Annotated in this window: 15 protein-coding genes; 12 read left to right on the plus strand and 3 right to left on the minus strand. The window is 73.5% G+C overall.

All coding sequences use genetic code 11. The annotated features are described in order from the left end of the window. Positions 1–109 precede the first annotated feature (109 nt). The 7 genes from ACHFIV_RS04205 to moeZ all read left to right on the plus strand — a co-directional run bounded on the left by ACHFIV_RS04205 (position 110) and on the right by moeZ (position 9028). Positions 110–1075, plus strand: a complete 966-nt coding sequence (locus ACHFIV_RS04205) for an alpha/beta fold hydrolase (protein WP_398963576.1) — start codon at positions 110–112, stop codon at positions 1073–1075. An 8-nt stretch (positions 1076–1083) separates the two neighbouring features. Further along, on the plus strand, positions 1084–2412 hold the full coding sequence (locus ACHFIV_RS04210) for a DUF3152 domain-containing protein (protein ID WP_398963579.1): 1329 nt from the start codon (positions 1084–1086) through the stop codon (positions 2410–2412). 320 nt (positions 2413–2732) lie between these two features. Then, positions 2733–4553, plus strand: coding sequence for a glycosyltransferase (locus ACHFIV_RS04215; RefSeq protein ID WP_398963582.1), 1821 nt, complete (start codon positions 2733–2735; stop codon positions 4551–4553). Between the two features lie 34 nt (positions 4554–4587). Continuing rightward, entirely contained in the window at positions 4588–5781 is a 1194-nt protein-coding gene (locus tag ACHFIV_RS04220) for a hypothetical protein (RefSeq protein ID WP_398963583.1), read from the plus strand. 206 nt (positions 5782–5987) lie between these two features. Further along, entirely contained in the window at positions 5988–6953 is a 966-nt protein-coding gene (locus ACHFIV_RS04225; protein ID WP_398963586.1) for an NAD-dependent epimerase/dehydratase family protein, read from the plus strand. Then, positions 6941–7765, plus strand: coding sequence for a spherulation-specific family 4 protein (locus tag ACHFIV_RS04230; protein WP_398963589.1), 825 nt, complete (start codon positions 6941–6943; stop codon positions 7763–7765). The genes ACHFIV_RS04225 and ACHFIV_RS04230 overlap by 13 nt, the downstream gene beginning before the upstream one ends. 84 nt (positions 7766–7849) lie before the next feature. Next, positions 7850–9028, plus strand: coding sequence for an adenylyltransferase/sulfurtransferase MoeZ (moeZ, locus tag ACHFIV_RS04235; protein WP_398963591.1), 1179 nt, complete (start codon positions 7850–7852; stop codon positions 9026–9028). 104 nt (positions 9029–9132) lie between these two features. Here moeZ and ACHFIV_RS04240 read toward each other — a convergent pair whose 3' ends face one another. Then, entirely contained in the window at positions 9133–10731 is a 1599-nt protein-coding gene (locus tag ACHFIV_RS04240) for an alpha/beta hydrolase (protein WP_398963594.1), read from the minus strand. A 143-nt stretch (positions 10732–10874) separates the two neighbouring features. Further along, positions 10875–13607: a lysylphosphatidylglycerol synthase domain-containing protein gene (locus ACHFIV_RS04245; RefSeq protein WP_398963597.1), complete on the minus strand. Its 2733-nt coding sequence runs from the start codon at positions 13605–13607 to the stop codon at positions 10875–10877. Between the two features lie 216 nt (positions 13608–13823). On the opposite strand from ACHFIV_RS04245, the gene ACHFIV_RS04250 reads away from it, so the two are divergent. The 5 genes from ACHFIV_RS04250 (at position 13824) to nudC (ending at position 23962) form a co-directional block, all read left to right on the plus strand. Continuing rightward, on the plus strand, positions 13824–14234 hold the full coding sequence (locus ACHFIV_RS04250; RefSeq protein WP_398963600.1) for an MGMT family protein: 411 nt from the start codon (positions 13824–13826) through the stop codon (positions 14232–14234). Positions 14235–14533: 299 nt separating this feature from the next. Next, on the plus strand, positions 14534–17896 hold the full coding sequence (locus ACHFIV_RS04255; protein WP_398963603.1) for an ATP-dependent helicase: 3363 nt from the start codon (positions 14534–14536) through the stop codon (positions 17894–17896). A gap of 60 nt (positions 17897–17956) precedes the next feature. Further along, positions 17957–21565, plus strand: coding sequence for a UvrD-helicase domain-containing protein (locus tag ACHFIV_RS04260; protein WP_398963605.1), 3609 nt, complete (start codon positions 17957–17959; stop codon positions 21563–21565). Between the two features lie 10 nt (positions 21566–21575). Continuing rightward, positions 21576–22970: a dipeptidase gene (locus ACHFIV_RS04265; RefSeq protein WP_398963608.1), complete on the plus strand. Its 1395-nt coding sequence runs from the start codon at positions 21576–21578 to the stop codon at positions 22968–22970. Positions 22971–23014: 44 nt separating this feature from the next. After that, complete coding sequence (nudC, locus tag ACHFIV_RS04270; protein WP_398963610.1) at positions 23015–23962, plus strand: NAD(+) diphosphatase; 948 nt, start codon at positions 23015–23017, stop codon at positions 23960–23962. 70 nt (positions 23963–24032) lie between these two features. Here the strand turns inward: nudC and ACHFIV_RS04275 are convergent, their stop codons facing one another. Beyond that, positions 24033–24275 carry a mycoredoxin gene (locus tag ACHFIV_RS04275; RefSeq protein WP_014154194.1) on the minus strand — a complete coding sequence of 81 codons (243 nt, stop codon included), beginning with the start codon at positions 24273–24275 and terminating at the stop codon, positions 24033–24035. Between the last annotated feature and the right edge of the window lie 59 nt (positions 24276–24334).

Consider the following 24334-nt stretch of genomic DNA (forward strand, 5'->3'; position numbering starts at 1 on the left):
GTGGCTCCCTTCCTTCCCTTGCAGCCTAGGAGCAACCCTGCGGGGGCGCTATGCGGCCTGTGACCGCGAACACACGAACCAGCACGTGATCGTCTCGTAACATTGCCACATGTCTTCGACCGAGCTGCCCGGCATCCAGGCCGCCGCCGCCGCGGTGGCGCCCACGGTCAGTGCCGTCCGTGTCGCGGAAGGGGAGAAGCTGCGCTCCGTCACCCTTCCCGGCCTCACCCTGACCGTCCGTTCCCGTCCGGCCGGGACGGCGGAGCCCGCCCCCGCGCTCTTCGTGCACGGTCTCGGCGGCTCGTCCCTGAACTGGTCGGCGATGATGACGCTGCTGGCCGACACCCTCGACAGCCAGGCGGTCGACCTGCCCGGGTTCGGGGACTCGCCGCCGCCGGACGACGGCAACTACTCCGTCACCGGACACGCCCGGGCGGTGATCCGGCTGCTGGACGCCGAGGGGCGCGGGCCGGTCCACCTTTTCGGTAATTCCCTGGGTGGCGCGGTTGCCACCCGGGTGGCGGCCGTCCGGCCCGATCTGGTGCGCACCCTGACCCTGGTCTCCCCGGCCCTGCCCGAGATCCGGGTCCAGCGGCCCGCCGTGCCGACCGCCCTCCTCGCACTCCCGGGCGTCGCATCCCTGTTCGTCCGTCTCACCCGGGACTGGACCGCGGAGCAGCGGACCCGCGGCGCCATGGCACTCTGTTACGGCGATCCGGCACGTATCTCCGACGAAGCCTTCCGTCACGCGGTGGCCGAGATGGAGCGACGGCTGGGGCTGCCGTACTTCTGGGACGCCATGGCCCGCTCGGCGCGAGGCATCGTCGATGCCTACACGCTGGGAGGGCAGCACGGGTTGTGGCGGCAGGCCGAGAGGGTGCTCGCACCGACCCTGCTGGTGTACGGCGGACGGGACCAGCTCGTCTCGTACCGGATGGCGCGCAGGGCGTCCGCGGCCTTCCGCGACTCGCGCCTGCTGACACTGCCCGACGCCGGGCACGTGGCGATGATGGAGTACCCGGAGACGGTCGCCCAGGCGTTCCGGGACCTGCTCGACGAACGCGGCGGGAGCTGATCCGGGGCGTGGGACGACACAGCCGAAAGGGCCCCGAGGCCACCCGGCGCGACGAGGCCGGGGTCGCGGCCGGTAGCGAGCGCGGCACCGGCCGACGTGGGCGGGACTCCGCCACGCCGCCCTCCCGGGACGGCCACAGCCGGTTCCGCGACGCCCCGCAGGTGCGTGGCGGCCACCCCGAGCAGCACGAGCACGGTGGTGGCTGGGGCAACGCGCCGCAGCCGCACGACGGCAGCCGGCGGGACCCGGCCGGCCCCGGCAGTCAGGAGATCTTCCGGGCAGGGCAGGCAGCCATGGCGCGGCAGCAGGCGGCCCAGCGGGAGGCCGGGCGGCGCACGGCCGGACCGCAGACGGGTGACGCCACGCTGATACCCGGCCCCCGCAGGGAATTCCTGGAGGCGTTCGACACCGCCCCCTCGCGTCCCCGGCCGTCGGCACCGCAGGCGCCGCGAGATGCCGGCGCCCGGCCTCCCGCGAACCCCGGGGCGGCCGGCGACTCCGCGGACGACGTGGGCGGCCGGGGCCCGAAGGGCGGCAGGGGCCGCACCATCACGGGGATCGCGGCCGCCGCCGTGACCACCGTGCTCGCGGTGGTGGTGGCCGGGCAGGTGGCGCGCGACGGTGGAGCGGTGGACCGCCCGCGGTCCGGGGACGTCGACCGGCAGGAGGCCGAGGACGCGTCACGCTCGGTGGACCGGCCCGCCCCGCAGGCCCAGAGGCATCAGGTCAAGCCGCTCTCGTACGCCCAGAAGATGGCCGTCGCCTTTCCGCTGGCACCCGACCTGAAGGCGTCAGGGACGTTCGACGCGGTGCCGGGGCTGGCGAAGGCGCCGGGCAAGGGGCACAAGTACCGGTACCGGATCGATGTCGAGCGCGGGCTGGGCCTTGATCCCGGGCTGTTCGCCGAGGCCGTGCAGAAGACGCTGAACGACGACCGCAGCTGGGCGCACAACGGCGCCATGACCTTCGAGCGGATCTCCTCCGGGGAGCCCGACTTCGTGATCACCCTCGCGAGCCCGGGGACCACGGGCGTCTGGTGCGAGAAGTCCGGTCTCGACACCACCGAGGACAACGTCTCCTGCGACTCCGCCGCCACCGACCGCGTGATGATCAACGCCTACCGCTGGGCGCAGGGTGCCTCCACCTTCGGACCCGACAAGCTCCTGGCCTACCGTCAGATGCTGATCAACCACGAGGTGGGCCACCGGCTGGGGCACAATCACGTGAGCTGCCGCACTCCGGGCGCCCTGGCGCCCGTGATGCAGCAGCAGACGAAGACGCTGGACCTCGACGGCGTCAAGTGCCGTCCCAACCCCTGGGTGTATCCGGGAGGTTGAGTCGCGGGGGAGCCGGCGCCCGCTGTGGGGCCCGGCCCCGGCGGCCCGGCGCGACTGTTCGCGTACTCGCTCCGCCGCCGGGCCGTGGTGACGGAACGCTCCGGGGCCGCTCACGGCCGGCCGCGGCCTGACTTCGTGTCACCGATGGCCCGTTCGGCGCAACGGAACGCGACCGGGCCGGGAAAGTTACGCCGGTTCACCCCTTTCGGTGGTGCGACGGACAACCGTCCGTCGCACCACCTGTGTATCCGCATACGGTCGTCCCGCTGCGAGTCGCCGGGCAACGGCGGCTGATCACAAGGGAGATCGGGGGTGTACTCGTGCGGATCGGACTCCTCACGGACGGTGGCTACCCGTATGCGAACGGTGAGTCCAGACTCTGGTGCGACCGTCTGGTGCGCGGTCTCCCCCAGCACCGGTTCGACCTGTTCGCGCTCAGCCGCTCGGCGGACCAGGAACAGCAGGGCCGGGTGCGCCTCCCCGACCAGGTGGGGCGGGTCCGGACGGCGCCGCTGTGGACGCACGAGGAGGACGTCCGGCACGCCGGCCGCCCCAGAGGGCTGCCGGGCAGACTCGCCACCGGCCTGGGGCGCTCGTACGGACGCCGGGACCGACGGCGCTTCACGGCGCACGTGGCGGCGCTCGTCGGCGCGGTCTGCGCCGGCACCGGGACCCGTCCCGCAGGTGACCGCACGGACTCCGGTGCGGCGACGGGCCTCTTCACGGACGGCCTCTACGGTCTCGCCGAACTGGCCAGGGAGCACGGCGGACTGCGGTACGCCCTGCGCTCCGAGGCGACCGTACGCATCGTGGAGGCGGCCTGCCGTGCTCCGGGCACCGGGCGGACGGTCCACGGTGCCGCCGTCCCCGACCACCTCGCCTTCGTGGCCGGGCTGGAGCGCGCGTTGCGCCCCCTCTCCCTCGACTGGTACGACGAGGACGGCCTCGGCGCGGTCGACCTCTGCCACGCGGCGTCCGGCGGCGCGGCCGCTCTGCCGGGACTCCTGGCCAAACGCTTCTTCGGTCTGCCGCTGCTGGTGACCGAGTACGGAGTGCCGCTGCGGGCCCACTACCTCGCCGCGCCCGAGGCCCCGCTCCGCGCGCCGGTACGCGCCCTGCTGGCCAACTTCCACGGGCTGCTCGCCTCCGAGGTCTACCGGCAGGCCGCGCTCATCACCCCCGGCAACACCCACGTCCGCCGCTGGCAGGAGCGGTTCGGTGCCGGCCGGAGCAAGCTGCGCACGGTCTACCCGGGCATGGAGGCGGCGCGGTTCGCGGCCGTGGGGGAGGGCGACGACAAGGGCGGCCCCCGCACGCTCGTGTGGATCGGGAGGATCGAACCCGCCAAGGACCTGACCCTGCTGCTCCATGCCTTCGCCGAAGTACGCAGGGCCGAGCCGGACGCCCGGCTGCGGATCTTCGGCGCGCCCGTCCGGGGCGGCGACGGGGACACCTACCTCGCGCACTGCCGGGCACTCGCCGCCCGGCTCTTCCCCGACGAGGCCGCTGGCCCACACGCCGTCGGGGCCGGCCCGGTCACCTTCGAGGAGATCGGCGGCCCCGAGGTACCCGACCTCGCGGAGGCCTACGCCGCGGGCGGCGTCGTGGTCCTGTCCAGCACCGTCGAGGGATTCCCCATCAGTCTGGTCGAAGCGATGTTCTGCGGCCGGGCCACCGTCTCGACGGACGTGGGCGCGGTGGTCGAAGTCGTCGGCGGGACGGGACTGGTGGTGCCCCCGCGCAATCCCCGGGCGCTGGCCGACGCCTGCGTCGCGCTCCTGCGCGACCCCGAGCGCCGTGCGCGCCTGGGGGCGGCGGCGCGCGCCAGGGCGCTCGAACTCTTCACCGTGGAACAGAACCTCGCGGCGTTCCGCGGTATCTACCTGGACCTGGTGGGGCACGCCCCGGTCCGTCGGACGACGCGGGCGGAGCCTCCGGACCCGGCCGGCGCGCCACGGCCGTTCGCCACACCCCCCGAGGACCACGTGCTCAGCGCGCTGCCCCCCGAACCGGTGGCCGCGGCGAGCACCGCCCGTTCCTCCGCGCGTGTCTGTGCCGGTTCCTCCCGGGTGCCGAGCTGGGCCATCGGTTCGGAGGGCGTGCACGCCGGCGTACACGGAGCGGGGGACGGCGATGCGTGACGACACGAGCGGCCACGACCACGGAGGAGCCCGGATGGGGAGACCGAGCGACGCCCCGGGCGCCGGGGGCGGGCCGGCCGGCGAAGGCGCGGGCGTGGTCCGCTCCGCCGTCCGGGCACCCGAGATCGCCTACCACCCGGCCCGCAGAGCCGTGGCCGGGCGCGGACCCGCCGACCCCGTGAAGGTGCTCATGCACCGGCACCGGGAGCTCTGTGAGCGTGCCGTCGACCCCCTGGAGATCGCAGCCGGTCTCGAAGCGCACGGACTCACCGACCGGACCGCCGCGCGCTACCGGCACCGGGACGTCTTCTCGCTCGCCGAGGAGCTCTACGCCCGCGTCCCCGGCGCGGGCAGGCGAGCCCTCCACGCTCCGGGGCCCGAACAGGACGCCGGCGGGGACGCGCGGGCCGCGTGGACGCTCTCGGCGCTGCTGCCCGGCGCCGCCTGCCTCGCGACGGCCGGGGCGCTCAGGGCCACCGAGGGGGTGCTCGGGGACGGAGCCAGGTTCGCGGTGACGTCCGCCGGGGCGCTGCTCGTCCTCCTCACGCTCCGCCTCTGCCTGCGCGGCGGCCCGCTGCGCGCCCCGGACGGCGCCGGGGGCGTGACGCTGTACGTCTGCTGGCTCCTCGGTTACGTCGTGTACGGCGACGACCTGCTCGCCCAGGTCATCAGCGGCGGCCCCGACGGCCACTGGACCGCCGCGCCGGCTCCCCTGCTCGGGCTCGTGCCCGCCCTGGCCCCGGCAGCCTGGTGCGCCCACCTGTTCGCCGTGCGGGCGCGCCACCGGCTCGCCGCGTCCCACGGGCTCGCCGATTTCGGCGCCGGTGTACGCCCCCTGCTCTTCGGCGCCGTCGCGCTCTTCCTGTGCGCGCTCACCGCACTGCTGTACCTCGCCGGTCCCGGCCACCCCGGCACCGGCACGGGGCACGCCGCTCCGGTCGCCCTCGGCGCACTGCTGTTCGTGGCCCGCCTGCTGGCCGTGCACGGATTCCCGGAACCGGCCGCCACCGGTCTCGCCGCGGCCTGCGCCGTCGAGGTGGCAGCCCCCTTCCTCGTCCTAGCGGGTCGGCTGCCCGGCCTCGGCCTCCTCGCCCGCCCGGTCGAGACGGTCGTCGCCGCGGCCGGCACCGGCGGCGTGCCCGTCCTGGCCTGCGGCGCCGCCGCCCTGGGACTGCTGGTCCACGCATCGGTCACCCTCACCCGGGCATCCGCCCACGCCCCGGGCTAGGGGGTGCCACGAGCTCCCGCCGGGCTCGCTCCACGCCCTCCCGGGCGTACACGGGACCCCGCGCACACCCCCGACCTCCTCACCGCCCCGCGGAGCCGACGCCGCGGGTCTTCCGTACCGCACACACCTTCCTCAAAGGAGACACCGGACATGACCCCCCAATCCCCCGCACCGGCAGCCCGCCGTCGGCACCGAGGGAGCGCGCGATGAGGGTTCTGCTGCTCGGAGCGAACGGATTCCTCGGCCGTTTCGTCGCCGACCGCCTGCTCGCCGATCCCGCCGTGCACCTCACGGCACTCGGCCGAGGCGACGACGCCGACGTGCGCTTCGACCTCGCGGGCGGCAGCCCCGGAGCGCTCACCCGCTTCCTGGACGCCGTCCACCCCGGGGTCGTCGTCAACTGCGCGGGTGCCACCCGGGGCGGCGCCCGCGACCTGACCCGCCACAACACCGTCGCCGTGGCCACCGTCTGCGAGGCAATGCGCCGCAGCGGCTGCAGCGCACGGCTCGTCCAGGTCGGCTGCGCCTCCGAGTACGGCCCCTCGCAGCCCGGCTCCTCCACCGCCGAGGACGCGGTGCCCCGCCCGGGCGGCCCCTACGGCGTCAGCAAGCTCGCCGCCACGGAACTGGTCCTGGGATCGGGTCTGGACGCGGTCGTCCTGAGGGTCTTCTCGCCGGTGGGGCCCGGTACCCCGGCGGGCTCCCCGCTCGGCAGACTCGCCGAGACGATGCGCCGCGCGATGCAGACCGGCGACCCCGAGCTCAAGCTCAGCGGACTCGGGGTCCAGCGGGACTTCGTCGACGTGCGTGACGTGGCGCGCGCCGTCCACGCCGCCTCGCTCTCCGCCGCCCAGGGCGTCGTCAACATCGGCACCGGCAGGGCCGTGCGGCTGCGGGACGCGGCTGCCGTCCTGGCCAGGGTCGCCGGATACGCGGGCGCGCTCCACGAGCTCGACACGCCCCCCGGCCGGCTCCCCATCGGTGCTCCCCGCGCCTCCACGGAATCGGTCGTGGAGCACCTCGCGGCGACACCCTCCCCCTATCCCGACGGCTGCGGTGCCTGGCAGCAGGCCGACGTGCGGACGGCCCGGGACAGGCTCGGCTGGCGTCCCCGCATCAACCTGGAGGAATCCCTGGCGGACATCTGGATGGAGGCGGCGTGCCGCATCTGACCGGTACCGGTTCCACCCTGCGGACCGGTGGCGCGGGACAACTCGGCGTCGGCGTACCCGGATACGCCCATCCCCTGCTCGCGCCCGCCGAATGGGCCGGACTCAACCGGCCCGGCACACCGCTGCACTGGGCCGTCCTCAACATCGACGACGGGCCGGGCGCCCGGCCCGACCCGCACTGCCTGGAGGCCGCCGGCCGCCTGCGCAACGCCCGTGAGCGGGCGCTGCGCGGGGAGGTGCCCGAGGACACCGTCCGGGCCTGGGGCGGGAGGCTGCTGGGCCACCTGGACCTGGCTTTCGGCAGCCGCTCCTTCGGCGAGCTGGTCGCCGACGCCCGGTCCTACCTCGACTGGTACCGCGTCGGCGGCTTCTACCTGGACCACTGCCCGGCCGAACGCGGCGGGCTCGCGGCGGTCCGCCGGCTGACCAGCACCCTCTCCGCCCTTCTGGCCGACAGCGGCAGCGCGGACGAGGGCGGGCGGCTGGTGCTCGGGCACGGGACCCACCCGCACCCGGGCTACGCCGAGGCGGCCGACCAACTGGTCACCTTCCGGGGGCCGTGGACCGACTACCGCTGGTCACAGGTGGCGGAGTGGACCGCCGCGTACGAGCCGGGACGCTTCGCGCACTTCGTCCACGGCGTCCCGCGCACCCATCTGGAAGAGGCCATGCGCATCGCCCGCTGGCAGGGTGCCGGCACGGTCTTCTTCACGGACCGGGACGGCACACGCGGGCAAACCGATCCATTTGCGGCACTGCCCAGCTACTGGGACGAATTCGTCTCGCGGATCGGACCGGGTATCTCGGAATGAGGAGCGGCGTGGCAGTGTTGCGGAAGAACAACCGTACGTAGATGAAGTACGTAGAAACCGACCACCTGCATTGTTGAGGTTCCTGTGTCGCTGCCACCCTTGGTCGAGCCAGCTGCTGAGCTCACCGTCGACGAGGTCCGCAGGTACTCCCGCCACCTGATCATCCCGGATGTCGGGATGGACGGACAGAAGCGGCTGAAGAACGCGAAGGTGCTCTGTGTCGGCGCCGGCGGCCTCGGCTCGCCTGCCCTGATGTACATGGCCGCGGCCGGCGTCGGCACGCTCGGCATCGTCGAGTTCGACGAGGTCGACGAGTCCAACCTGCAGCGGCAGGTCATCCACAGCCAGGCCGACATCGGGAAGTCCAAGGCCCAGTCGGCCAAGGAGACCGTGCAGGGGATCAACCCCCTGGTGAACGTGGTCCTTCACGAGGAGCGGCTCGAGGCCGACAACGTGATGGACATCTTCGCCCAGTACGACCTGATCGTGGACGGCACGGACAACTTCGCCACCCGCTATCTCGTCAACGACGCCGCGGTCCTGCTGAACAAGCCGTACGTCTGGGGCTCGATCTACCGCTTCGACGGCCAGGCGTCCGTCTTCTGGTCCGAGCACGGTCCCTGCTACCGCTGCCTCTACCCGGAGCCGCCGCCCCCCGGCATGGTGCCCTCCTGCGCCGAGGGCGGTGTCCTCGGCGTGCTCTGCGCGTCCATCGGGTCCATCCAGGTCAACGAGGCCATCAAGCTGCTCGCCGGTATCGGTGACCCGCTGGTCGGCCGTCTGATGATCTACGACGCGCTGGAGATGCAGTACCGCCAGGTCAAGGTCCGCAAGGACCCCGACTGCGCGGTCTGCGGCGAGAACCCCACCGTCACCGAGCTCATCGACTACGAGGCCTTCTGCGGCGTCGTGTCCGAGGAGGCCCAGGAGGCGGCGGCCGGTTCCACGATCACTCCCAAGCAGCTCAAGGAGTGGATCGACGGGGACGAGAAGATCGAGATCATCGACGTCCGCGAGCCGAACGAGTACGAGATCGTCTCGATCCCGGGCAGCCGGCTGATCCCGAAGAACGAGTTCCTGATGGGCAGCGCCCTCCAGGGCCTTCCGCAGGACAGGCGCATCGTCCTGAACTGCAAGACCGGTGTCCGCAGTGCCGAGGTCCTCGCGGTCCTCAAGTCGGCGGGCTTCGCCGACGCGGTGCACGTCGGCGGCGGCGTGATCGGCTGGGTCCACCAGATCGAGCCGGAGAAGCCGGTCTACTAGACCCGCGGTACGAAGGGCCGGCTCCTCGGTGGAGCCGGCCCTTCCGCGTGCCTGGAGCGCCTGCCCGCTCCGGACGGGCGTCCGTCGGCCGAAGCTCCTCCCGGTCACTCGCAGACCGTTCCCGACTCGGGTACCTTCCCGTCGAGCAGGTAACCGTCCACGGCTCTCTGTACGCAGGTGCTGCCACCGTTGTACGCCCCGTGGCCCTCGCCCTCGTAGGTGAGCTCGATCCCGACCCCCGCGCCCAGCTCGGCGGCCATCGCCTTCGCTCCGGCGTACGGCGTCGCGGGGTCCCCGGTGTTGCCGATGACCAGGATCGGGGCCGAGCCGGCCGCGCTGACGTCCGGGGTGTCCCAGGCGCCCGCGACGGGCCAGCCGGTGCAGGACATCAGCCCCCAGGCCAGGTAGTCCCCGAACACGGGGGAGGCCTCGCGGAACCGGGGGAGTGCCTTCCGCGTCTGGTCGAGGGTGAACCGCTGTTCCGAGTCCGCGCAGTTGATGGCCGCGTTGGCGGCGTTGGAGTTGTCGTAACGCCCGTCCTCGGAGCGGCCGTTCAGGGAGTCGGCGAGCGCCAGCAGCAGTCCGCCGTTGTCACCGTCCGCCTCGTCGAGGCCCTGTTCGAGCAACGGCCAGGTCTCCTTGGAGTAGAGGGCCGACGCGATACCCGTGGTGGCCTGGGTCTGCGTCAGCTCCCGCTCCCCGAGCCCGGGGACGGGCTTCTTCTCCAGCTTGGCGAGGAGGCCCGCGATCCAGTCCTGCACCTCCTTCGAGGTGGCGCCGGGGAGTCTGCAGTCGTCGCGCCGGGCGCAGTCGGCGGTGAAGTTGTCCAGGGCGAGCTGGAAGCCCTCGGCCTGGCCGAGCGAGGACTGCAGGGAGTCCTCCGTCGGGTCGACGACCGCGTCCAGGACGGCCCGGCCGACCTTCCCGGGGTACAGGTGGGCGTAGACACCGCCCAGTTCGGTGCCGTAGGAGATCCCGAAGTAGTACAGCTCGGCGTCGCCGAGCACCTGGCGCATGAGGTCGAGGTCCCGCGCCGCGTTGGTGGTGCCGACGTAGGGCAGTTCGTCCCCGGAGTTCTCCTCGCAGTCCGCGATGTAGGACTCCTGGTCCTCGACGAACGCCTTCTCCTCCTCGGCGTCGTCGGGGGTGCCGTCCTGCTCGTACCGGACGTCGAGCGTCCTGTCGTCCGAGCACTCGACGCCCTCGCTGCGTCCGACTCCGCGCGGATCGAAGCTCACCAGGTCGTAGCGGGTACGAAGGGTGTCGTACGCGGTGCCGAAGGACGGCAGCGTGGCGACACCGGAGGCGCCGGGCCCGCCGAAGTTGAAGATCAGCGAGCCGATCCGCCGCTCCTGGTTCCTGGCGGCGGCGCGGATGAGGGCAAGCTCGATGGTCCGGCCCCCCGGATCCGCGTAGTCGAGGGGGACGTCCATGAAGGAGCACTCCCAGGCCGTGCCGCCCGGCAGGGGCGAGGGCGACGTTCCGCTGCCCTGCGCCTCGTTGGGGGCCGGACAGGGCTTCCAGTCGAGCTTCTGGGAGGCCAGTTCCTCCGCCGTCGCGGTGGGGGACGCCGTGGAGGCCGCCGACGGCGTCGACCGCTCCGCGTCCCCGTCGCCGGCGTCGTCCGAACAGGCGGCCAACGGCAGCAGCACGGCGGCGGTGGCGGCGAGGGCAGCGGCACGCAGAGCGGGAGAGGTCCTCATGGGCCCATCGTGCTGCGGGTCGCGGGGGAACGCGCGGGGCGCGGGCCATGCGAGTGGCGCGCATCCGCACGTGTGTTCCACGGCTCGCCGCTGAGATCCGGCTGGGGCTCGTCGGCGCGGATCGGCCGGCCCCCACGAGCCGGCTAGAGCTCGCCCTTGCGGGTCAGCTGGTTGAAGCAGATCCAGCCGGGGAGCACCGGCAGCCAGAGCGTCATCACGCGGTACAGCAGCACGGCCGGAGCCGCGACCTCCTTCGGAAGGCCCACCGCGATCAGACCCAGGGTCAGCGCCCCCTCCACCGCGCCCATACCGCCCGGCGTGGGCGCCGCCGATCCCAGGGCGTTGCCCGCGAGGAAGACCACCGCGATGCTGGCGTAGCTCAGCTGGGGGACGTCGGGACCGCTGAACGCCCGGATCGAGGCGTCGAGGCACAGCACGAACAGCCCGGTCAGCAGCAGCATGCCGCCGATACCGGTGACCAGCTTCTGCGGGCGCTGCACCACGTCGAGCATGCGTGGCACGACGCCGGCGAACAGTGACCGCACCCGGGTGACGACGAACTTCCGCATGAACGGGATCGCGGTCACCACCAGCACGAGAACGGCGACCGTGAGCAGACCCGCGATGACCGTCCTCGACGGGGTGAGGGAGTCGGGAGTCCTCTCCGTGCCCGTCAGGTACCCGAACAGGGCGAGCAGCAGGATGTGGCAGCCCAGACCGAACAGCTGCGAGGCGCCCACACTCGCGACGGCGAGCCCCGGGCGTACCCCCGCGCGCTGCAGGAACCGCGTGTTCAGCGCCACACCGCCGACCGCCGCCGGTGCCACGATCTTCACGAACGATCCGGCCACCTGCGCCAGCACGGTCTTCCCGAAGGGCACCCGCTCGGGCACGAAGCCGAGAAGGCTCATGGCCGCGGCGACGTAGCTCAGGGCGGAGAACCCCAGCGCGGCCGCCACCCAGCCCCACTCCGCCTGCTCCACGACCGTGCCGAAGTCGGCCTCGGTGACCTGTGAGATCAGGAAGTAGGCGGCGATCGCACCGGCGATGAAGCTGAAGAGGGTCCGCGGCTTGATGCGCTCCAGCCGGACCGGCTCGACCGGCGCCTGCGGCCTGATCAGCAGCACCTGGCGGCGGATCTGGGCGAGCATGTCCTCCTCGCGGGCCTCTTCCAGGGCGTCGTCCATCGCCCGCTTCTCGGCCTGCTTCTCGGTGCGCAGCGACTTGCGGACGGCCTTGCGGTCGGCCTCCGAGCCCTCTTCCTCCGCCTTGCTCTGCTTCGCCGCCTGCGAGGCCTCCAGCACCGCCTCGCGCTCGCGCTGCGAACGCTCCCGGGCGAGTCTGCGCAGCGTCGCCCGGGTGGAGCGGCTCAGCGCGATGGGCTGGAGCAGCGGCAGGCAGTCGGCGACGGCGTCGGGCCCGAGCACGGCGAGCGCCCCGGCGACGGCCCGTTCCGCGCCGACCCGCAGTCCGGTGGTGGTGAGCAGCTGGGCGACGTCCATGCGCAGGATCAGGTCGCCGGCCGCGATCTCACCGCCCCGCAGGTCCGTCACGAACACCTTGCCGGAACGATCCACCAGGATGGCGTCCCCGGTGAGCCTCCGGTGCGCGATCCGCCGCGACTGGAGCGCCTTCACCTGCCGCCAGGCGCCTCGCACCAGGTCGTCGGTGATCTCCTCGTCCTCCATCGCGTCCAGCGAGCGCCCGCCGATGTGCTCGTACACGAGCATCACGGCGTCGGGTCCGAGCTCCGACGTGGCGATCAGCTTGGGCGCGTTGGCGCCGGCGGCGATCGCCGCGTACGCGAGGAGCGCCTCCTGCTCCAGCGCCTGCCGCAGCGACTGGATGGAGCGGCGCTGGGTGATGCTGCGCAGGGTGAGTCTGCGCCACACCCGGTAGAAGAAGCCCTGGGCCTGCTGTTCGCGGTCGACCACCGTCACGTCCAGCGGTGGTCCGTCCTCCAGGGTGACCAGATAGCGGCGGCCCCGGTCGCTCTGGTCGACGTTGTCGGGGCCGTCCTCCGTGCGCATCGCGGCGACCGGGCGGAAGCCGACATGGCGCAGACCGGCCATCAGGTGCTGGCCGGTCGGGCGGACGTTCGGCGATCCGACCGCGTACAGCGTGCCGTACGCCACGGTCCAGCCGATCAGCACGGTGAGCACGATCGAGAACGGGGTGGTGTAGCCGCCGACCAGCATCGCGAAGGCGTCCAGGAGCAGCACCACCCACAGCACGACCCGCCAGCGCGGTCTGCGTGCCATCCCGACCGCCGTCATGTAGGCGATGACGGGCGCGAGATAGCCGTGCACGGGATCGGTGAGCGCGTCCCCGGGCTGGGGCTGGGTCAGAGCCTCCCTGATCGTCCCGGGCGCGGACCGGGCGACCCAGAGATCGGTGGCCAGGGTGACCCCGTGTGCCAGCACGGCGGCCAGTACGCCGTCCGCGATCCGCAGCCCGTCGCGCTTCACCAGACGCTCGATCGCGAAGGCGACCGGGACGAGCAGCACGGCGATGCTGGACACCAGGCCGGCGATCTTGATCAGCAGATCCGGTGCCTGGTCGGTGCCCTTGGAGATGTCGTCCTCGAGGCCGGTGGTGGTCCCCTGGGCGAACGCGGCGACGGCGAACAACAGGGCGATCGCGAGGACACCGACGAGGAGCCGCAGCAGATCGGAGGGCCGGTGGACCCGGGCGGGCAGCAACGGCTCGTCGCCCGACACACGGTCCGTGAGGCCGGCGTCGGCCGAGGCGAGCGTCGAGCCCGAGAGGTGCTCGGGGAAGCTCCCGGCAGCCTCCTCGGTGTCCGGGGCGCCGGCACCCCGGGCGCCCGGGCGCGGCTCCGCGTCAGAGGCGTCCGCCGCCTTCGGTGGCTGCACGCCCTGCTCCTTAGCCTCTGATGGATCTTCGTGTTCTCGTATCACCGGTCACCGCCCGCATGATGGTGGCACGGCCTGCAGACAGAGGGGGGCATCAGGGTGCATTGCGCGGGCGCGAAGCGCAACATACGCTGCTCCGCCCTCCCGCGCACGGTGTGTGACCAGCACGACACCGGGCGGTGCCGGTTGTCGGTGGCGTACGGCAGGATGGGACGGATGAGCGAAGACCGGACGAGCGGCAGCCGGACCGGGGCCGCGCCCGCCGACCCCGTCACCGCCGAGCTGCCCGTCTACGCCGAGCGGGTCCTGGACGTGGCCGACCTCATCCCGCCCGGCCGCGTCATGACGTACGGAGACGTCGCGGAGTGGCTCGGTGACGGCGGGCCGAGGCAGGTCGGCCGGGTGATGGCCCTGTACGGCTCCGCGGTGCCCTGGTGGCGTGTGGTGCGGGCCGACGGGGCGCTGCTCCCGGGTCATGAACTGCGGGCCCTCGGCCACTACCGCGACGAGGGCACGCCGCTGCGTGCCGCACCGCGCGACACGGAGGGGCACGTCCCGCGCCTCGACATGAAGCGCGCCAGATGGGACGGCACGACCGGCCGTCCGGGCGAGGAAACTCACATCTGACAGCTTCCGCCATCGTGCCCCGCCGGGACAGGCGCCGGGCCGGTGGACGGCGGCCACCGGCGTGTCAGCGGGCCCCCGCTGTGACCGGGGACGCTGCCCACGGCCTGATGTCCGGCCCACCGCTGGCGTAGCGTCGTCCACACGCGGCACGCTCCGCTCCCCCGTCCGTTCCCGTCACGACAGGGACCGTTCCACCGGCCCCCGCACCGTCCTCCACCACCAGCCGTCACACCCGGGCCGTCACCCCACGGCAGGCCACCCCCGCAGACCCAGCACACCCACCAGGACCGGCGATCCACGTGAGCTCCTCCTCCACCACCCGGCACAGCCCGCACCGTCAGGCACGGCGGCGGGCTCCGGGCGCGTACCGGCTGGTGCGTACGCCGCCGGGCTCCGTGGACCCCCCTCTCCTGGACGCACCCCAGCGTGCCGTGGTTGACCACCGGGACGGCCCGCTGCTCGTCCTCGCCGGGCCGGGCACGGGCAAGACCACGACCCTGGTCGAGGCGGTCGCCCGGCGGGTGACCGGGGGGACCGACCCCGCCCGCATCCTCGTCCTCACCTTCAGCCGCAAGGCCGCGGTCGAACTGCGCGACAGGATGGCGGCACGGCTCGGCGGCACCAGGGGCCCACAGGCCACCACCTTCCACTCGTACTGCTACGCCCTGGTCCGTGCCCACCAGGACGCCGACCTCTTCGCCGATCCGCTGCGCCTGCTCTCCGGACCCGAGCAGGACGTCACCGTCCGTGAACTCCTCGCCGGGCAGCTCGGGCTGGAGCGGTCCGGGCTGGCCCACGTCCGCTGGCCCGACGAACTGCGCGCCTGCCTGACCACCCGGGGCTTCGCCGACGAGGTGCGCGCGGTCCTGGCCCGCAGCCGCGAGCTGGGCCTCGGCCCCGACGCGCTGGCCGCCTTCGCCCGCCGCACCGGCCGCCCGGACTGGAGCGCCGCCGCCCAGTTCCTCGCCGAGTACCTCGACGTCCTCGACGCCCAGGGCGTCCTCGACTACGCGGAGCTGGTCCACCGGGCGGTCCTGCTCGCCGAACGGCCGGAGGTGGCGGCGGCCCTCGCGCGGAACTACGACGCGGTCTTCGTCGACGAGTACCAGGACACCGACCCCGCCCAGGTCCGGCTCCTGCACGCACTGGCCGGGAACCGGGGCAGCGCCGCGCCGGGCACCGGCGGCGGCCGGACACTCATCGCCTTCGGCGACCCCGACCAGTCGATCTACGCCTTCCGGGGGGCCGACGTGAACGGCATCCTCGACTTCCCCGACACCTTCCGCCGCGCCGACGGCGCGCCCGCCCCCGTCGGGGTCCTCACGACCTCGCGTCGCTCCGGCGCACTCCTGCTGGCGGCCACCCGGCTGCTCACCCGCCGGATGCCGCTCACCCGCCTCCCCTCGGACAAGGTCCGCGCCCACCGCGAGCTGTCCGCCGTGCGCGGAGGCGGGCGCGTCGAGACCTACACCTACCCCACGCCCTCCACCGAGCTGGAGAACATCGCCGACCTGCTCCGGCGCGCGCACCTGGAAGAGGGGGTGCCGTGGAGGGACATGGCGGTCCTCGTACGCGCCGGCGGCCGGTCGATCCCGGCCGTGCGCCGGGCGCTCACCTCCGCGGGGGTCCCGCTGGAGGTCGACGGCGACGACCTTCCGCTGCGCCACGAGCCCGCGGTCGCCCCGCTCCTGACCGCCCTGCGCACCGTCGCCGACGCGGCGCTGCATCCCGCCGCGACCGGGGAACCGCAGGACGGTGCCGGAACCGGCGACGACCGGTCGGCACCCGGCCGGCTCGACACCGAGACCGCCCTGGCCCTCCTCACCTCGCCCCTCGGCTCGATGGACGCCGCCGACCTGCGCCGCCTCGGCCGTGCCCTGCGCGACGAGGAGAGGGCCGCCGGGAACCGCGTACCGCCGCCGTCCGGCGAACTGCTCGCCCAGGCGCTCGCCGAGCCCGAACGCCTGGCCACGCACGACCCCGCGTACGCCCGCGGAGCCCAGCGGCTCGGCGCGCTCCTGCGCGAGGCGCGTGAACTCCTGGAGGGCGGCGGCACCGCCGAAGAGGCCCTGTGGACCCTGTGGAACGGCACCCCCTGGCCCGGGCGCCTGGAACGGGCGTCTCTGCGCGGCGGTGCGGGCGGCCGGAACGCCGACCGGGACCTCGACGCCGTGTGCGCCCTCTTCGAGACCGCCGCACGCGCCGAGGAACGCACCGGTGGGCGTGGCGCGCTCAACTTCCTGGAGGAGATCGACGCCCAGGACATCGCCGCCGACACACTGTCCCGCCGCGCCGTACGCCCCGACGCCGTACGCCTGATGACCGCGCACCGCTCCAAGGGCCTGGAGTGGCGGCTGGTGGTCGTCGCCGGCGTGCAGGAGGGCCTCTGGCCCGACCTGCGCCGCCGGGGATCGCTCCTGGAGGCGGACCGGATCGGCCGCGACGGCCTGGCCGAACCCCTCACCCCGGGGGCACTCCTGGCCGAGGAACGCCGTCTGTTCTACGTGGCCGCCACCCGGGCCCGTGAACGTCTCGTGGTCACCGCCGTCAAGGCGCCCGCCGACGACGGCGACCAGCCCTCGCGCTTCCTCACCGAGCTCGGCGTCGAGCCCCGGGACGTCACCGGACGGCCCCGGCGGCCGCTCGCGGTGGCCTCCCTCGTCGCCGAGCTGCGGGCCACGACCGTCGACCCCGCCGCCTCGGACGCCCTGCGCGACGCCGCCGCCCACCGGCTCGCCCGGCTCGCGGCGCTCACCGACGACGAGGGGCAGCCCCTCGTGCCCGCGGCCCACCCCTACCGCTGGTGGGGCCTGAACGAACCGACCCGCTCCGAGATCCCGCTGCGCGACCGGGACCACCCCGTCGCGCTCTCCGGCAGCGCGCTCGACCAGCTCGCCAACACCTGCGCGCTCCAGTGGTTCCTGGGCCGCGAGGTCAAGGCGGACGCCCCGGCGACCGCGGCGCAGGGCTTCGGCAACGTCGTCCACGTCCTCGCCGACGAGGTCGCCTCCGGCCGTACGGCCGCCGACCTGGACGTGCTGATGGAACGCCTGGACTCCGTGTGGGACGGTCTGGTCTTCGACGCCCCGTGGAAGTCGCGGCAGGAGAAGGACCAGGCACGCGCCGCCCTCGAACGCTTCCTGCGCTGGCACGTCATGGACCGTGCGGGCCGCACCCCCACGGCCAGCGAGCACGACTTCGACGTCACCCTGGACGCGGGCGAGTACGCGGTGCGCATCCGGGGTTCCATGGACCGGGTGGAGCAGGACACCGAGGGCCGGGCCTACGTCGTCGACTTCAAGACGGGCAAGGGAGCGCCGACCAGGGACGAGGTCGCCTCCCACCCCCAGCTCGCCGTGTACCAGCTGGCGGTCAGGGAAGGCGCCGTCGACGAGCTCTTCGACGGCCGCCGCCCGGAGCCCGGAGGAGCCGAACTCGTCCAGCTCCGGCAGCCCGCCCCGAAGAAGGAGGGCGGCGACGCGCTGCCCAGGGTGCAGGCGCAGGAGCCCCTCTCCGGGGAATGGGTCTCCGACCTGCTGGCCTCGGCGGCCGGCCGGGTCCTGGACGAGCGCTTCACCCCCACGACGGGCCAGCACTGCACGCACTGCGCCTTCAAGGCGTCGTGCAGCGCGCAGCCCGAAGGCCGGCAGATCATCGAATGACGGCCGGGCCCGGGTCCACGAGGGACCGGTTTGTCGGTGCGTCCGGTTAGCCTCTCTGGAGTGTCCTCCCGTATCACCGACCCCGAGCAGCTCAAGGAGCTCCTCGGGATCCCCTTCACCCCGGAGCAGACGGCCTGCATCACCGCGCCGCCCGCCCCGCAGGTGATCGTGGCCGGGGCCGGCTCGGGGAAGACCACGGTGATGGCCGCCCGGGTGGTGTGGCTGGTCGGGACCGGACAGGTCGCCCCGGAGCAGGTCCTCGGCCTGACGTTCACCAACAAGGCCGCCGGCGAGCTCGCCGAGCGCGTCCGCAAGGCCCTCGTCGCGGCCGGGGTCACCGACCCGGACGTCATCGACCCGGACAACCCCCCGGGCGAGCCCAGCATCTCCACGTACCACGCCTTCGCCGGCCGGCTCCTCACCGACCACGGACTGCGGATCGGCCTCGAACCCACCACCCGCCTCCTCGCCGACGCCACCCGCTACCAGCTCGCCGCCCGGGTCCTGCGCGAGGCACCCGGCCCTTACCCGGCGCTGACCCGGTCCTTCCCCACCCTCGTCAGCGACCTGCTGGCCCTGGACGCCGAGCTCGCCGAACACCTGGTCGACCCCGATCAGCTGGACGAACACGACACCGGCCTCCTCCAGGCCCTGGAGACGGCGAAACTCACCAACGCCGAGCTGCGCAGGATCCCCGACACGGCCGCGGCGCGCCGCGAGCTCCTCGAACTGACCCGGCGCTACCGGGCCGCGAAGCGCAGCCGCGACCTCCTCGACTTCGGCGACCAGATAGCCCTCTCCGCCGAGCTGGCACTCACCCGGCCCGCGGTCGGCGCGATCCTGCGCGACGAGTTCCGGGTGGTCCTGCTCGATGAGTACCAGGACACCTCCGTCGCCCAGCGCCTGCTCCTGGCCGCGCTGTTCGGCGGCGGAGGCGCCGGCGGTACAGCCGGCCACGCCGTCACCGCCGTCGGCGACCCCTGCCAGGCCATCTACGGGTGGCGCGGCGCCTCGGTGGCCAACCTCGACGACTTCCCGCACCACTTCCCGCACGCCGACGGCACCCCCGCCACCCGCTACTCCCTCAGCGAGAACCGCCGCAGCGGCGGCCGCCTCCTCCACCTCGCCAACGGACTCGCCGAACCCCTGCGGGCCATGCACGAGGGCGTCGAGGCACTGCGCCCCGCGCCGGGAGCCGAGAGGGACGGCACCGTCCGGTGCGCCCTGCTGCGCACCCACGCCGAGGAGATCGACTGGCTGGGCGACTCGATCGCCCACCTCGTACGGACCGGCAAGGCGCCCGGGGAGATCGCCGTCCTGTGCCGTACCGCGGGAGACTTCCCCCGTATCCAGGCCGCCCTCGTCGCACGGGACGTCCCCGTCGAGGTCGTCGGTCTGTCCGGACTGCTGCACCTCCCCGAGGTCGCCGACCTCGTCGCCGTCTGCGAGGTGCTGCAGGACCCCGGGGCCAACGCCTCCCTGGTCCGGCTGCTCACCGGACCGCGCTGGCGCATCGGGCCCCGGGACCTCGCCCTCCTGGGACGACGGGCCCGCCTCCTCGTCCACCGTTCCGCCCCGGGGGGCGACGACGCCGACACCGCCCAGCGGCTGGCCGAGGCCGTCGAGGGCACCGACCCCGCCGAGGTCATCTCGCTCGCCGACGCCCTGGACACCTTCCTCGAGTCCGGCGGGTCCGAGGACGACCGGCTGCCGTTCTCCGCGGAGGCACGCGTCCGCTTCGCCCGGCTCGCCACCGAGCTCCGCGACCTCCGCCGCTCGCTGGCCGACCCCCTCATGGACGTACTGCACCGCGTCCTCGCGACCACCGGCCTCGAAGTGGAACTCTCCGCGTCCCCGCACGCCCTGGCCGCACGCCGCCGCGAGACCCTCGCCAACTTCCTGGACGTCGCGGCAGGATTCGCCGCGGTGGACGGGGAGGCGACCCTGCTCGCCTTCCTCGGCTTCCTGCGCACCGCCGCTCAGTACGAGAAGGGCCTGGACAACGCCCTCCCCGGGGGCGAGAACACCGTGAAGGTCCTTACCGCGCACAAGTCCAAGGGCCTGGAGTGGGACGTCGTGGCAGTCCCCGGACTCGTCGGCGGCCAGTTCCCGAGCACACAGTCCCGCGACGCGTGGACCTCCCAGTCCCATGTCCTCCCGCACGCCCTGCGCGGGGACGCGGCCACGCTTCCCGGCCTGCACTCCTTCGACGCCAAGGGACTGAAGGCGTTCAAGGAGGAGATGAAGAGGCACCAGCACACCGAGGAGCTCCGTCTGGGCTACGTCACCTTCACCCGGCCCCGCAGTCTGCTCCTCGGCTCCGGCCACTGGTGGGGCCCGTCCCAGAAGAAGCCCCGCGGCCCGTCCGCCTTCCTGGACGCCCTCCACGAGCACTGCGCGGCCGGGTACGGCGAGATCGAGGTCTGGGCGGACGAGCCGGGGGAGGACGAGGAGAACCCGGCGCTCCAGGAGACGGACGCCGACCAGGCCTGGCCGCTCCCGCTCGACGCCACGGCGATGGCCCGCCGCCGTGCCGCCCGGGACACGGTCCTGGCCCACCTGGAGGCCCTGGCGGCCACCCCCGTGCCGGACGTGTACGAGGAACCCGCGCCGGCCGGGGCACCCCGGGACGGACACCAGCCGCCGCACGAGGGCCTGGCTCCGCGGCACGAGTGGTCGTACACCGACGAGCCGGCCCACGACGACGAGCCGCCGCCCCACGACGACGCGGACGCCCCGTACGACGACCCGCATCCGGACGGTGACCCGTACCCGGACGACGACCCGTACCCGGACGGTGACCCGCATCCGGACGGCGGGCCCGCCACGTCCGCCCCGGGGCGGACGTCACCGCACGGCGCCCCGTTCCCCGACGGCGAGCAGGGCGCCCACGGTCCCGGGCCCGCCCCGCGCCCGAAGGCTCCCGCGCCGCACGTCCCGGCCGCCCGTACCCCGGCGGACGCCCTTCTGACCCCGGAGGAGTCGCGCACCCTCGCCTCCTGGGACCGCGATCTCGACGCCCTCGCGGGGGAGCTGCGCCGTGCCCGCGCCACGGTGCGCGACGTCGTCGTACCCGCCACGCTCTCCGCCACCCAGCTGCTGCACCTGGCCGACGACCCCGACGGCTTCGCGCGGGAACTCGCCCGCCCCATGCCCCGCCCCCCGCAGCCGGCCGCCCGCCGGGGGACCCGGTTCCACGCCTGGGTGGAGTCCCGGTTCGAGGAACTGCCGCTGCCCATGCTGGGCCCGGACGAACTCCCCGGAGGAGACGGGAGCGACGCGGAGATCGCCGACGAGCGCGACCTCGCCGAGCTCAAGGAAGCGTTCGAACGCACCGCGTATGCCCGGCGCACCCCCTACAGGGTCGAGACACCGTTCCAGATCACGCTGGGCGGCCGGGTGATCCGCGGCCGGATCGACGCCGTCTACCGCACGGGGGACACCTACGAGATCGTGGACTGGAAGACCGGCCGGCACCGCACGGCCGACCCGCTGCAGCTCGCCGTGTACCGCCTGGCCTGGGCCGAACTGCACGGTCTGCCGCTGGAGGCGGTAACCGCGACCTTCCTGTACGTCCGCACCGGGGAGACGTCCCGCCCCGAAGGGCTGCCCGGCCGGGAAGAGCTGGAGAAGCTCCTGCTGGACGAGCCACCTCCGCGGGGCCGATAGGCTCATGAGCATGAGCGACACCCCGGACAGCGCTGTCCGTACGTACACCGAGCAGCACCGCGCGGCCTTCCTCGACGACCTCGCCGAGTGGCTGCGCATCCCGTCCGTATCCGCGCAGCCGGAGCACGACGGAGACGTACGGCGCAGCGCCGAATGGCTGTCGGGCAAGCTCGCGGAGACCGGGTTCCCGGTCACCGAGATCTGGGAGACGGCCGGGGCCCCGGCCGTCTTCGCGGAGTGGCCGTCGGACGATCCGGACGCACCCGTCGTCCTCGTCTACGGCCACCACGACGTACAGCCCGCGGCGCGGGAGGACGGCTGGAACAGCGACCCGTTCGACCCCGTGATCCGCGACGGCAGGATGTACGGACGCGGCGCGGCCGACGACAAGGGCCAGGTGCTCTTCCACACACTCGGCGTCCGGGCCCATCTCGCCGCGACCGGCCGCACGACCCCCGCCGTACACCTCAAGCTCCTGGTCGAGGGCGAGGAGGAGTCCGGCTCGCCGCACTTCCGCGCACTGGCCGAGGAGCGGGCCAACCGCCTCGCCGCCGACGTCGTGATCGTCTCCGACACGGGCATGTGGGACGAGAACACCCCCACCGTCTGCACCGGCATGCGCGGCCTCGCCGAATGCGAGATCGAGCTGTTCGGACCCGGCCAGGACATCCACTCCGGGTCGTTCGGCGGCGCCGTCCCCAACCCCGCGACCGAACTCGCCCGGCTGGTCGCCGCCCTCCACGACACGGAGGGCAGGGTCGCCGTCCCCGGCTTCTACGACGGGGTCGCCGAACTCACCGACACCGAGCGCGCCCTCTTCGCGGAGCTGCCCTTCGACGAGGACGTCTGGCTGCGCACGGCCGCCTCGCACGCCACCGCCGGCGAGGCCGGCTACTCCACCCTCGAACGGGTCTGGGCACGCCCCACCGCCGAGGTCAACGGCATCGGCGGCGGCTACCAGGGAGCCGGCAGCAAGACCGTCATCCCCGCGTCAGCCCTGGTGAAGCTGAGCTTCCGGCTGGTCGCCGGACAGGATCCGGAGCGGATCCAGGAAGCGGTCCGCACCTGGGCCGAGGCGCGCATTCCGGCCGGTGTCCGCCACCTGATCACCTTCGCCCCCGCCACCCGCCCCTGCCTGACCCCTCTGGACCATCCCGCCCTCCAGGCGGTCGCCCGCGCCATGGGACGGGCCTTCGGGACGAAGATCCTCTTCACCCGCGAGGGAGGCTCGGGCCCTGCCGCCGACCTTCAGGACGTGCTCGGCGCACCCGTCCTCTTCCTGGGCATCTCCGTGCCGTCCGACGGCTGGCACGGCCCCGACGAGAAGGTCGAGCTCGGCCTCCTCCTCAAGGGCGTGGAGACCGCCGCCCATCTGTGGGGCGAGCTGGCCGACGCACTCCGCTGAATCTCTGAACGCCCGATCCACCCCCGGGGGAGTAGGAAGCACCTGTGAGCACCTTCGACAACGCCACCGCAGACCGTCCGATCGGTCTCACCGCGCCCAGCGGCATCGACCGTGCCGCGCACCACCGGCTCGACGAGGCCTGGCTCGCCGCGGCCTGGAGCCATCCGACGACCAGGGTCTTCGTCGTCTCCGGCGGCCAGGCGCTCATCGACGACACCCCCGAGGGCGGCACCGAGCTCGTCATGACACCCGCCTTCGAGGCGCCGGTCACGGAGACCCACCGCTACTTCCTGGGGACCGACGCCGACGGAGTGCGTTACTTCGCGCTGCAGAAGGACTCCCTCCCGGGGCGCATGGACCAGTCGGCCCGGCCCGCCGGTCTGCGGGAGGCCGGGATGCTGCTGGGCCCGCGCGACGCCGGTCTGATGGTGCACGCGGTGGCACTGGAGAACTGGCAGCGGCTGCACCGCTTCTGCTCACGCTGCGGTGAGCGCACCGTCATCGCGGCGGCCGGGCACATCCGTCGCTGCCAGGCCTGCGGGGCGGAGCACTACCCGCGGACCGACCCCGCGGTGATCATGCTGGTCACGGACGATCAGGACCGTGCCCTGCTCGGACGGCAGGTCCACTGGCCCGAGGGCCGGTTCTCGACGCTCGCCGGCTTCGTCGAACCGGGGGAGTCGATCGAGCAGTCCGTGGCCCGCGAGGTGTTCGAGGAGGCGGGGGTGACCGTCGGCGAGGTCGAGTACATCGCCAGCCAGCCCTGGCCGTTCCCCTCCAGCCTGATGCTCGGCTTCATGGCCCGCGCCACGTCCTCCGAGATCAACGTGGACGGCGAGGAGATCGAGGAGGCCCGCTGGTTCTCCCGGGAGGACCTGACGGCGGCCTTCGACTCGGGCGAGGTGCTGCCGCCGTTCGGCGTCTCGATCGCGGCGCGTCTGATCGAGCTCTGGTACGGCAAGCCGCTCCCCAGGCCGGGCAACACCGCCTGAACGCCGGGCCACGCCCATGACGAAGGCCCCCGCCGCGGCGGGGGCCTTCGTCATGGGGCATGCGCGTGCGTCAGGCGCCGATCTTCTGCTTGACCTGGGCCAGCGAGGGGTTCGTCAGCGTCGAACCGTCGGGGAAGAGAACGGTGGGAACCGTCTGGTTCCCGCCATTCGCCTTTTCGACGAACGCCGCGGAATCCGGGTCGTGCTCGATGTTGACCTCGGTGTACGCGATGCCTTCGCGATCCATCTGTCCCTTGAGCCGGCGGCAGTAGCCGCACCACGTGGTGCTGTACATCGTCACAGTGCCCGGCATGTCGTCGGTGCTCCCTTGTCTCGTGTGTCCCGCTGGGGAAGGCCTCGCTGGGTCGCGGG

Origin of the sequence: Streptomyces sp. ALB3 (assembly GCF_044385685.1) — a bacterium.
GTDB lineage: Bacteria > Actinomycetota > Actinomycetes > Streptomycetales > Streptomycetaceae > Streptomyces.

Bases quoted from the DNA above. Each gene is read 5' to 3' on its own strand.
- ACHFIV_RS04205 (WP_398963576.1), top strand. From the start codon at position 110: ATGTCTTCGACCGAGCTGCCCGGCATCCAGGCCGCCGCCGCCGCGGTG.
- ACHFIV_RS04220 (WP_398963583.1), top strand. From the start codon at position 4,588: ATGGGGAGACCGAGCGACGCCCCGGGCGCCGGGGGCGGGCCGGCCGGC.
- ACHFIV_RS04225 (WP_398963586.1), top strand. From the start codon at position 5,988: ATGAGGGTTCTGCTGCTCGGAGCGAACGGATTCCTCGGCCGTTTCGTC.
- ACHFIV_RS04240 (WP_398963594.1), bottom strand. From the start codon at position 10,731: ATGAGGACCTCTCCCGCTCTGCGTGCCGCTGCCCTCGCCGCCACCGCC.
- ACHFIV_RS04250 (WP_398963600.1), top strand. From the start codon at position 13,824: ATGAGCGAAGACCGGACGAGCGGCAGCCGGACCGGGGCCGCGCCCGCC.
- ACHFIV_RS04265 (WP_398963608.1), top strand. From the start codon at position 21,576: ATGAGCGACACCCCGGACAGCGCTGTCCGTACGTACACCGAGCAGCAC.
- ACHFIV_RS04275 (WP_014154194.1), bottom strand. From the start codon at position 24,275: ATGCCGGGCACTGTGACGATGTACAGCACCACGTGGTGCGGCTACTGC.